The sequence below is a fragment of the Komarekiella delphini-convector SJRDD-AB1 genome, from assembly GCF_014831675.1.
Classification (GTDB): domain Bacteria; phylum Cyanobacteriota; class Cyanobacteriia; order Cyanobacteriales; family Nostocaceae; genus Komarekiella.
This window is the reverse complement of record NZ_VJXY01000067.1, coordinates 17,203-28,969: the sequence shown is the minus strand read 5'-3', so window position 1 is coordinate 28,969 and position 11,767 is coordinate 17,203. Positions and strand designations below refer to the sequence as shown.

The following is an 11,767-nucleotide window of genomic DNA, read 5'->3' as shown; positions in this document are numbered from 1 at the left end:
TGGTGCAAACTTGTCGCCGTCAAGGTCGGTCTGTGATTGATTTTTTTGCACAGGCTCTAATTGCTGATTCTGATAATTCTCAGTCTTGCCCTTCTTTACTTCCGCAATATTAGACCTGAATCCTTACGAATTTAATTAGATGTTAAATGCAAAGCCGAAAAAAGAACGCCTAAAACTTTTAAGCATGGGCGTATCTGTCCCGACAGGTGTGGGCTTGCTTTGTACCGCAGCTTTCTCGATGGCGTTGATATCTTTGTTATTACAAATTTTAAATTACGGTGCGACTCGCTCTTTAATCAAAAATCAAATGCCCTCACTAGTACAACTATCATCAGGAGAAACAATTAGTGCAATTGCTGTAGATCCAACAGAGCGTTCTAGTGAGGTAATTAAAAAATTTGTGTCCGACTCATTAATTAGAATGTTTAGCTGGGATGGCTTGATGCAAACGTTCAACCAGAAAGGGGAGCCAGTCACAAAACCAGATCCAGGTGTGGAGGTCAGCGGTGGAAAATTAAATAGACTTTATCGGGTAACAACTAAAGCTTACGAAGCAGCTTTTGCACTCTCAGAAAAGCAGAACTTTCGCGCTGCTTTTTTACAAAAACTAGCAACAATGACTAAAACAGATGTATGGAGTGGTGATATGCAAGTATCGCTGATCCCTAGATTTATCTCAGAGCCACGCAAGATAAAATCTGGTCAATGGGAGGTTGATTTAGTAGCCACCCTTGTCACTTTTCAAAAAAGAGAAAATGCCGGAAGCGGTATTCCCTTCAACAAAACTGTGACGGTGGAATCAATTACTACTCCCCAAACTCCCCCTAAAGATATTACAGACTTAGCCAAGAAAATCTATGCAATTCGCGCCCCTGGATTAGAGATTACAAAAGTTGTTGATTTAAATCTGGGCGAAAGGAAATGAAACAGGAGTCAGGAGCCAGAAGTCAGAAGTCAGAATAAAAATACTTGTTGACTACTAAATCTTGAATCCTAGGCTAGTTTCTTCTTCAACTTGCTCGTTGTCCACCAGTAATACAGAATTAAATTCTGTTAGCGGTAGCGGGGCGTTTAGCCCATTCTGTATTCTGACTACTGAATTCTTTCTTTATGACAATTAATAATCTACATTTTTCGGACGAAAATAATTCGTCAACCGTAGATGAAATACTAAGGTTAGATGATGAAGAGACTCAATCAATAGTGAATAATCATCTGCCATTAGATGTCAACCGGGAATTTGAAGATGATCAAGATGACGCTGAGCCAATAACTAAACATACAGTTGTTACTTCTCCTTGGTCAAGATTAGGAATGGTTGGTATTCCATTAGGGGGTGGTTTCCTAGTGTTCTTCATGCTGTTCAACAGTATTATTAATGGAGGAAATCAAGCTAAAAAAGAAGAAGCTAAAACTGTTAATCAATCAACAGAGCAAGCATTATCAGAAAATGATGGGGATGTTTATGCACAGTTAGCCCTTGCTAAGCAAGCTCAAGAGTTAGACAAAATTGATAGCCAAAAAAATAAGTCTCAACTTACAAAAACAGAGAAGCCTTCAACACAACCACAAGAAGTTCCTATTTCCCGCCATGTGGCAGTTGCCTCATCTCCTCCACCACCCCCGCGCTATGTACAAAGGAATTATTCACCGCCACCTAGAGCAATTGCCACTCCTCCACGCAATTATTCTGTTGCTAGACCTCAGCCAATAGCCACAGTAAAACCAGCGGCAGATCCAATTAGTGAACTGAACCGACTCCGAAGCTTAGGTTCCTTCGGGAAAATAAATTATGCTAGTAATGTTACTGATTTAAACAACAATACACTCTCAAAAAATCAGATTGGCTCTGGTTACAGCCAGCCAGTTAAATCTCAAAAAATATCTGCTGGCAGTGAGATTAAAGAACCTTTATTTTCCGAATCATCAAATAGTATTGAGCCAAATGACAGCATTGAAAAAATTCGCCCTCGTTGGTCAAAGATACAAAAGTCTGCTGAGTTAATTGCTGCTACTGATAATGCTTCAGCCAACAATTCAATCACAACAAATCGCTATTTAGTAGTAGGACAATTTGCTGATGGTGTATTGATGACGCCTTTAGTCAAAGAACAGGCAATAGAACGAGGCTCAACTAGACAGTCAGATTCTAACTCCTCCCGCTACTTAGCAAAGCTAACTCAAGATTTGTATGACAACTATGGGGATGTGGCAATTGCAAGAGGAACACTGGTTGCAGTTTCCGTAATTTCTGTAGATGGTGCTAGTTATGTTAAGGCACAAGTTACTTCAATCATTAAAGACAATACAGAATACCCAATTGCTAAGGATGCGATCTCCTTATTAGGAGAAGGAGGAAATCCATTAGTCGCTAAACCTTTTAAGGACAAAGGTGGAGAACTCGCAGGACAGGACTTAACTGTTGGCTTAGTCAGTGGTGTGGGCAAAGTAGGCGAAATTATCAATCAATCGGATTCTAGTAGTAGCGTTATTAACTCTGCTGCTGGCACTTTCAGTACTAACGTGACTTCAAACACTAGACGTAATATTGGCGGGGCATTCTTACAAGGGGCTTTTGGCAAACTTGGTGAGATTATTGATCAACGCAGCCAAACTTCTACTCAAGAAATCCTTTCTCGTCCCAACATCTGGTACATCCCCAAGGGAACGAAAATTACGTTTATGGTGAATCGCACTTTGGAATTACCGTGAATAAATTAATTATCTTTGCTCTTGCCGGAATTTGCTTGATGCCATTAAGAGCGGTTGCCTCACCTGTAGTCCGTACCATTAAACAATCGCAAGCCAGTGGTAGTACTGCAATTGTACAAACCATCAAAGTTTGGAATGGCAACGGAGTAAGCATCTCATTCTATCAAGTCAATGAGGTAGTCAAGCGAGTCTGGATTGACGACCCCTCCCAAATCTTGATTGATACTGATGGTTGTTTAGAAGGAATTAATCCTAACTGCCAAAGTTCTGGAGCCGGACTGATTCACTTGCGACGCATCCAAAAAGTTAATATCCCAGGACTACCCCAATCAAAGTCAACACACCTAACGATCATTACTCAAGCAGCAGACGGTAGACGTAAAGCTTACCACTTCCAAGTAACTGCTGCTGCTGGAAAACCTGAATACAGTCAAATAGCAATAGAGGGTGATATTTCCTATGACTCAATTCCAAGAGCGCCAATCAAGATTAACTCCAGACGACCACGCGCATTACCTAATGTTAGGCTACCTACTAAATAAATATATCCAGGCGATTGATTTAAAATCTACTAAACAGCAGTTGAGGAAACAAAGAGACGATAAGCTACGTTATTTAATATTCTTTGGTTTAGTGATCGTTCTTTTCCTTCATGCTTTTTGGAGGTATGGAATCCTGAATCAGGCGATTGCTTATTTTATGCCTAGTGCCTCAGCTCAAGTTCCGGTGGTTGATTCCGGCAGCGGTTTTGTTCCTGATTGGTCACGCCTGAAATTTAGTGACATGATTATGGGCGAAGGCGGCAGTGTTAGTTACCCCACTGACCGAGGGGAAGAAACCAGAATTTGGAGTGCTGGACAAAGTATTGCAGACTTCATGGAACTTGGGGACTTTGAAGATGCCCAGTTCTCAATTGAGAAACTTAACTTATCAAAAATATCAGAATTACTGGACATAGATTTAAACAGTTTGAAACTGTCTGATTTTGGTGTAATTAAAACACAAACTATCCCCACTTTAGTCAAGGCTATCCCTACACTCACAAATAAATCACCAGCCAGCATTAAAGCAATCTACGACACTTATATAAGAGTCGGTGTTTCTCCTGGTGGCACAATTGGTAATTCCCTCAACAATCCCAAGCTGAATGAGGTTGAGTTGGGAAGTGCCGTTGATTTATCAAAGTATCAACTTACATCTATTCCTGGAATTGAGTCGGCCTCGATTGATAAATTTGATAGATGGCAAGATACTGTGATTGGACTTGTTCCAGGGTTGAGAGACTTACCTTGGAGTGAGTTTCCTGCTCTACCAAATCCTGACCTTTCATTTATTGGCAAAGTCGATTTAGTACTGCGAGATATCGAAGCTAACCGTATTCGCAGTATCTCTGGCAGTTATCAAGAAGGCTTTAACGTCCCATGCTATCAAAATAACTGCGCTCACGCTGAGATGTCCGGGCTAGGCAGAACTACTGGAGCGCAATGGATCTCTGGCAAAGTACAAGAGGTAGAAGGTGGTTTCGGCATCTTGAAGGCGGTCAATGATGGTAAAGAACCAACAGGTCGCCATCCCTTTGGGCCTGCTTTCAAGCAAGTGGTATGGGATATAGATGAAGCAAAAGGAGAAATGCAAACTGCGATGTTTTTTAGGTTTTGTAAAACTATTCCTTTTGTAGGTCGTACTTGCACTCCTTATTTTATTGGCCCTGTACCATTCATTTCTTACCGTGAACAAGACCCAATTATCTTTGGAAGTCCCTCTACTGTCCCATAAACACTCTTGGGGAAAGGGTAAAGGTTAAAGGGATAAATTATTTCGCCCACTGTCCCCAAAAAGCTTTTTACCATTCCTCCTTAACCTTTCCCCCTTACCCTTCTTCATAGAAAATGACTAAAAATCAAGCAACAACCAATCAATCCTTTCGCTTTGACCAGTTGCAAAATCCTAAAGATGATATTGGGCAATATACTCATCATCTGTTTACTCCTAACGGGTTAGCGCTCCTGGGGATGTTAGGAGTCTATTTATTAATGAAGGTAGTTTTAGGCGATGGTGCTAAAAAGAAACTTGCTACTGGCTACTGGGGAGGAAAAAAAGAAATAGACACAGCTAAGAAAAAGGCGCTCAGACAAATTGAATCTCCTAAATGTGATAGTGCTACTTTGCGTATTGGTGAAAGCTTTTATATTCCTGATGTGCAAAGAGGGACAGCTGCAATTGGCGCACCAGGAAGCGGCAAGACTTTCAGTGCGATCAACCCGATGATTTATGATGCGATCGCACAGGGGTATCCGATATTACTCTACGATTTCAAATACCCGTCACAAGCGAAGATTGCAGCCTATGCCAAAAAGATGGGCTATGATGTCCACATTTTTGCTCCAGGGTTCCCTGAATCAGAAGTCTGCAATCCCTTAGACTTTTTGAGAGATTCAGGAGATGCGGAAACAGCACGTCAATTGGCAACAGTCATCAATAAAAACTTCCGCATTTTGAACAATTCCAATGAAGATGGATTCTTCGGGCCATCCGGCGACCAGCTCACTCAAGCGGTTTTGATGCTAACTAAGGAGTTCGGTGAGTATGCAGACATCATGACCGCCGCTGCCATTCTCTCTAGTGAACGAATGGTTGACCGACTAATGGCTGCTAGTTTAAATCCGTGGATTCGGATTGCTTTTGGTCAATTATTTAGTTCGGCTTCTAGCGAGAAGACAGTCGCAGGGATTACTGCCACAGCATCGTTAATGTTCACTCGCTTTATGGCGAAGAACACGCTCGGCTGTTTTGTTGGGAAAACAACGCTGCCCTTAGAAATCAAAGGTAAGCAAATGATTATCTTTGGTTTGGACAGAGAGCGTCGGGATGCAGTTTCTCCACTAATGACCAGCATTTTACACATGACTGTAGCACGGAATATTGCCAAAAAAAGGAAAGACCCGTTGATAGTAGGATTAGACGAATTGCCTTCGATATATCTACCTGATTTATTCAGATGGCTCAACGAGTCCCGAAGTGAGGGTTTCTGTGGCATCCTCGGTTGGCAGAATATGGGCCAGTTAGAGAAAAACTACGGTAAGGAAGTAGCGAAAACTATCCTTGGTGCTTGTGGTACTAAGTTCGTGTTTAATCCTGGGGAAAATGAATCTGCACAGTTATTCTCCAGTTTTCTGGGAGATGAAGAAATCAAGTACAAACAAAAAAGCCGCTCAACAGGTGGAGGAAAACCTAGTACTACTACTAGTGAGCAAGAAAAGACTAGAAAGCTGTTTGAGTCAGCCCAGTTCTTAAAACTGCCAGCGGGGAAATGTGTCTTCATTAATCCAGCCTACGCAAACAAGAAGGAAGGGTCAATTCCACTCTTAAAAACTATTAAAATTCCTCAATCTGTAATAGATATTGACGAATATAACCAACAGGCTTGGGGGAAATTAGTTAACACTCTAGCGCGACGTAGTACTCAACGACCTCCTACACAACGGGATTTAGATATCAGGATTCAACAGGTAGACCGGAGATTACCAATTCCGCAAGATCCTGTAGAAGCTGGGGTGCAAGCGTTACCTGTTGATAGTTTAAAGTCAATTTTATAATCAGAAGCCAGAATCCAGAATTCAGAATTCAGAATAAACCTACACATTAAATTAAAGTAATTAAGCAATAATTTATTTTCTAACTGTAGAAAGCTATTCTAACTTCTGACTCCTGACTCCTGACTGCTGACTTCTTATTATTTTGTAGGAGGTGTGGTGAGAGCTAGAATCAAGGAATTTGCGATCACTGATTTTCGAGACATTTATCAATTAGATAAAACTAAAAAAAGACTGTTGGGAAACATGGTAAATATTCTGGCGAGTACAACTGGGATTGTCAAGACATTCTCTAGACAGTCCAGCCTCAGACCTTTACTAAAAAAAGTGGGTATACACGTTAAAGTTGTTTTCTGGCGTCTGAAAGTAATTATCGATGAAAAATGTTATGAGCAAATCATCCAGAGATATATTCAAGGTATTGGCTGGCACGACTTACAATATATAGTTTTTCTAGCAGCTAGGCGCAATTATGTAGAGTTTGATATTATCTTTAATCGCGTCATCTCTAATACTCAAGTCATTGATTTGAAATGCTTAGGCGCACAATGGATACAGTACGAAATTTTGTATAAAGCGTACAAAGATATTATCAATATTGCCGAATCCAAATTCTATATAAAATCAGGGGTGTGAGGGTATAAGGATGTAGGGGTGTAGGGGTGTAGGGGAATAGCGATCGCACCTACTAAAAAAGCTCATTTCTTGATTGTAAATTCAATTCTTGGCCAGTATTCTCTACATCTGACCGAAAAGGAGGGCAGGGGAAGCAGGGGAAGCAGGGGAAGCTGGGGGGGGGATACCCTCCGCAAATGGTTGGAAGCCTCCTTTTTAAAAAGGAAAAAAAACAAAAACACTTGTTTCGCTCTGGCGTAGCGCAAGGAACAATACGTCCTTGCTTGAAGCCTCTGCGTTAACACAGAGGTTCGCTCCCCCTGCCTCCCCTGACCACCCCTGCTCCCCCTGCTCTCTTTGCTCACCACCATGCAACTGCCACACCCTTTTTGAACAGGGGTGTAGGGGAGGAGGGTAGATTTGTAAGTATTATTATTTGATTCTTAATTATTTCCTTTACACTCTTATACCCTTACACCCCTACACCCCTACACCCCTACACCCCTAATTCTATGTTTGATGAACGTTTGAATTCCCTCAATCCTACAATATTCGACAGAGAGGATTATCAAAGGACTCTCAAGATTTTAAATGCACTGATCCCTGTGATTGAAGCATCAGTAGAGCGTTTACAGTACGAGTGGGACAAACTTGCTCATGTTGAAATTGGTGATGATACTTATGTTTTGAAGCCCAATGAATCGGGTGGGTATTCTTGGGAGAAAATTGATTATGAGGATCATGACTGGTATGAAGAAGAGGATGAACCAGAGGTAGAAATTGACGAAGAAAATTTAGTGAATTCTGATGTATCAACTACTGCACAGCCTTCAGCAGCATCAGAACAATCTACCAATGTTACTGCACAAGAGCCTCAAGAAGAAACAGTCACGAATGCCACTGTTTCTGAAGTACTTACTAATGCACAATCGTCATCGGAACAGATCCCAATCACTACCGTACAACAACAGCCCGAAGAAACACCTACAAATTTACAACAGCAGTTTGAACAGTCGGCACAACAGTCTAAAACCAATACGCCACAGGCTTCTAAGCATATTGATCCAAAACACTGGCAAGAATTGGTAGACAAAAGCGCTATTGCTCCTGAGATTGCCAAGCGCAACTTTACTAGCTTACACCATGACCCAATAGAACAAAGCCATGAATCTTGGGAATATTTGATGTACAGCAACAAGCTAGAGCGCAAGAATGCTGGACAGTTGACTGATAAAACTTTAAAAATATACTCTTTCCTTGATACAACTGATGGTTGGTGGTGTAATGGAGGAGTAGATCCCCGCTCTTTTGCTGGTTTATCAGCCGGACAAACTCCACCGAACAAGCTTTGGGGTTGTTACAAACCTGATAGTCCCAGACCAGATCGGAAAAAAATTGGTAAATTTACTAAATATGAACATCCTTACAAAGATGAACTAAGCATTTTTTTACTGGAAGTACCGGATGAAATCGCTAACAAAGTCTACTCTAAAGCCGGGGTTAACCCATCAGCGAGCGATCGCCAATCCGGTTTTTGGTACTGTGTATGGAAACATAATATCCCGATTACTATTACCGAAGGAGCCAAGAAAACTGCGGCCATCTTAAGTCAAGGTGATGCAGCGATTGGACTGCCGGGAATAAACGCTGGTTATCGCTCTTATGATCAGCAAAAAAATCCTATTACTCCCCATTTACGTGAAGAGTTCGCCGTATTCGCTACACCAGGGCGTGACATTAAAATTTGTTTTGATTACGAAACTAAGGCTAAGACAAAACGAAGTGTGTTTGCAGCTCTAGCACAAACAGGAAAGTTGCTCGAAGCTGCCGAGGTCAAAGTCAGTGTAGTTTCATTACCAGGCCCAGAAAAAGGCATTGACGATTTGATTGTCGCTCATGGGGCTGAGACTTACCAAAAAGTAATGAGTGAAGTCTTACCCTTGCAGCAGTGGCAACAGCAAAATCCACCACCTGATTTAAGATTCATAATCACCCTTAAAGACGGTAGAGAAATCAACCTTTACGAGAAACTCTCTGATGGCACTGTTACGTCTAACCCGGCTGAGTTAAACTCTGCTGAGATTGATACATTAACACAGAAGCTACAAGAGAATTTACCACTATCAAAAGGCTTTGTTGAGTCTCAAATAGTTGCCGCTGATTTAGAAGCTTCTAATGATAAGAATGATCACACTCAGGTTAACTTTCCAAAATACTGGGCAGGGCAGCGACAAGTGCCAAACTATGCTCAAAATCTTCCCAGAAGTTTCTTGCTGCAAAAAGAGAATAAACAGATTGCTCTGACTGCTAAAAAACTGGTTGACCAGTATGGAGGCAAGGAAGATGATGGCAGTCTCGTTTACAGGAGTGAAGCTTTCAGCATTAGAATTTTCCGGGATAAAATCAGCATTCACCGTGCGGTAGATGAGAAAGAGAGCTACTTTAGTTTTCCCTTAATGCAGTTTGAAGTTGATAAAAAAGATAAAGTTAAAATTATTAAACCTCCTTTGAAGATGCTCTCGGTAGAGCGACAAGAATTTTTAAATGTCGCTAACTCAAACGAATTACCTTCATTTTATGAAGATGCCATCACACTGAATCGCAACCTTGGTTCTCTTGCTCCTTTAGGGACTCAAAAGGTGATCAAGAATTTGGAAGTATTAGAGGTATCACAACTGCTTACAACTATTTTGGAGACAGCAGGCAGCAAGCATTTACAAGTAGGCGAATACAGGATTAAGTCTGAGGTTAATCAGCAAACAGGTCATTCATCTATTAAATTAATTAAAAAAGATAATCAGGGGCTAGAAAGAGTTGCTGTCCAGATTGACAGGAATACTAATGAAACTCAGATCATGAAAGTTAATGAAGAGGATATGAATAATCTCAGATTAATTGCGAAAAGAGTACAGTTAGAATATTCGGACTCTGTGCAACAACAATTTAGTAGTTATACTTCGCCTGAATCTACAAACAAATATAATACTAATTCTTCTGTTAATAATGATTTTGCTTCTACATCAAAGCCTAAATCTCAGGCAAAAGAAAAAGAACACAACCAAAATCGTGGATATATGGGACGCACTATTAAAGAACTTATGAGTCAATATGGAACAACACAAAATGATGGCAGCAGAATTTATCACAGTCAGGCGTACACTTTTGTGACTAATAACACCTCTTTGATGGTTTACCGCCGAAGTACTAACTCTCTTAAAAAAAGCAAAGACCTGATAGTAAAAATAGATAACTACCAGAATGAAACCATGTCTGGAAAAATCAGAGTTTGGGAAATTTCTCCATCAGAAAAGTCCATTTTTATTGAGATGGCTAATAGTTTAAACAGTGGCAAGAAGTTGCCACCTATTAATTCCTCTGCAACTGAACTCAATGCAGCACTTGGCTGTCTGTCTCCTTTACAATCTTCTCCTAAACGCCAATCAAGTAATCAGCGTAAATCTCGTGATATCGAGTTATAATTGTAAGAATTCAGGACGGGCTAAACGCCCCGCTATCGCTAACAGGATTCAGAAGTCAGAATTCATAGGAGGTTTAATATTAGAAGTACATTCACGAATCAATTTAATTCCTGATTCTTCTATTATTCTGATGGATGTATTCTGGCTCTTGAATTCTTACTTATACTTTGCTGAAACTTCTATTAATCCTCTTCATAAATAATAGTTATGCCTGAAAGAAAATCTTCAACTTTAGAAAAGATAAGAGAGATGAATCCTGGGATCATCTCAGATAATATGATGATTGCCCGACTTAACCGAATACTAAAAGAATCCAAATCTTCAGAAAAAGTTAATACAGTTGACGCGAATCATCTCCAAAAATCTCCTCAAGAGTTACAACAAGCAACTTTAGAATTAGGTCAGCTATTATCTAAAGGTCAACCCCTTGAAGAATATAAACAGCAACTAAAAACAAAATATCTCTCTCAGTACTTGAACAAATTTGGAGTAGAATCTCCGCAGAATACTCAGCCCAAACAGCAAAGTGTGCTGTCTCAGCTTGAGCAATTTCAACAACGAATTCAAGAACGAGAGAAATCTTTGGGTAAGACTCAAAGGCAAAATGAAGCACCTCTAGAAGTCCGCTCACCAGATGACTTGAAAAAGTCTTTTATCAGAACAGTGATGGACAATATTATCACCAAGGGTAAGAGCCTGGGTAATCAAATCCGTGGATATGATGTCAACGGGTATAAAACCCAGCTTGAAATACAAGACAATAAACAAGTTGTCAGCGTCGAGCGTAGCAATCCACAAGTCACACAAACGAATCCAGCTTTCAAAGCCGAGAAAGAAAGTGGTAAAGAATTTAATATCTTGCAAGATAATCTTTCACAGCAAGAAGTCAAAGAAATCACTGACCTTGACCAGCAGCAACAACAGAGATCTGTACAATCACGCCTGCAACAAAAGCGACTTAATCAAAGAAACAAAGGGCCAGAGATTGGGGATTAGTGAAAATAGCCAATCAAGATTCCACCGATAAAACCACAGGTCAGCAGCGTGCGCTTTGCTGGCTTGTCGATTTTGGAGAAAGGGGAAATAATCGCTGCTAGTAGCAAATAAAATGTTGCTTCCATAACATCTATATCAAATTTATAAATTGCTAGAATAATTAAGCCAATAAATATAGCGATTTCTACGGCTTTCTCTAGGAGATCCAGTAAAACTTTTGGTTTGGGCATTATTTTTATTGGGGAAAGGGTAAAGGGTTAGGGGAAAAGGAATTAAAAGAAATTAATTATAGTTATGCATAAAGATGTGTAGAGAGGATAATTAACTTAAGTTACAGATTTTCCCTTTCCCCTTTCCCCTTTCTCCTTTCTC

At 40.4% G+C, this 11,767-nt stretch carries 9 protein-coding genes; 8 read left to right on the top strand and 1 reads right to left on the bottom strand.

The genetic code is table 11. From position 1 onward, the window contains the following. Positions 1 to 139 precede the first annotated feature (139 nt). The 8 genes from FNW02_RS33230 to FNW02_RS33195 all read left to right on the top strand — a co-directional run bounded on the left by FNW02_RS33230 (position 140) and on the right by FNW02_RS33195 (position 11,395). Positions 140 to 925: a hypothetical protein gene (locus FNW02_RS33230; protein WP_191761788.1), complete on the top strand. Its 786-nt coding sequence runs from the start codon at positions 140 to 142 to the stop codon at positions 923 to 925. A gap of 185 nt (positions 926 to 1,110) precedes the next feature. Next, on the top strand, positions 1,111 to 2,712 hold the full coding sequence (locus tag FNW02_RS33225; protein ID WP_191761786.1) for a TrbI/VirB10 family protein: 1,602 nt from the start codon (positions 1,111 to 1,113) through the stop codon (positions 2,710 to 2,712). Continuing rightward, positions 2,709 to 3,254, top strand: a complete 546-nt coding sequence (locus FNW02_RS33220) for a hypothetical protein (protein ID WP_191761784.1) — start codon at positions 2,709 to 2,711, stop codon at positions 3,252 to 3,254. The genes FNW02_RS33225 and FNW02_RS33220 overlap by 4 nt, the downstream gene beginning before the upstream one ends. Beyond that, positions 3,172 to 4,488, top strand: a complete 1,317-nt coding sequence (locus FNW02_RS33215) for a hypothetical protein (protein ID WP_225226088.1) — start codon at positions 3,172 to 3,174, stop codon at positions 4,486 to 4,488. The genes FNW02_RS33220 and FNW02_RS33215 overlap by 83 nt, the downstream gene beginning before the upstream one ends. A gap of 113 nt (positions 4,489 to 4,601) precedes the next feature. Next, on the top strand, positions 4,602 to 6,308 hold the full coding sequence (locus FNW02_RS33210) for a type IV secretory system conjugative DNA transfer family protein (RefSeq protein WP_191761782.1): 1,707 nt from the start codon (positions 4,602 to 4,604) through the stop codon (positions 6,306 to 6,308). Positions 6,309 to 6,461: 153 nt separating this feature from the next. Then, on the top strand, positions 6,462 to 6,941 hold the full coding sequence (locus FNW02_RS33205; RefSeq protein WP_191761781.1) for a hypothetical protein: 480 nt from the start codon (positions 6,462 to 6,464) through the stop codon (positions 6,939 to 6,941). A 491-nt stretch (positions 6,942 to 7,432) separates the two neighbouring features. Next, positions 7,433 to 10,399, top strand: a complete 2,967-nt coding sequence (locus FNW02_RS33200; RefSeq protein WP_191761779.1) for a DUF3854 domain-containing protein — start codon at positions 7,433 to 7,435, stop codon at positions 10,397 to 10,399. Between the two features lie 207 nt (positions 10,400 to 10,606). Beyond that, on the top strand, positions 10,607 to 11,395 hold the full coding sequence (locus FNW02_RS33195; protein WP_191761778.1) for a hypothetical protein: 789 nt from the start codon (positions 10,607 to 10,609) through the stop codon (positions 11,393 to 11,395). On the opposite strand, the gene FNW02_RS33190 is transcribed toward FNW02_RS33195, so the two are convergent. Next, positions 11,392 to 11,625 (bottom strand): hypothetical protein, encoded by a 234-nt coding sequence (locus FNW02_RS33190; RefSeq protein ID WP_191761776.1) that lies wholly within the window; start codon positions 11,623 to 11,625, stop codon positions 11,392 to 11,394. The two genes, FNW02_RS33195 and FNW02_RS33190, sit on opposite strands and share 4 nt — an antisense overlap. Between the last annotated feature and the right edge of the window lie 142 nt (positions 11,626 to 11,767).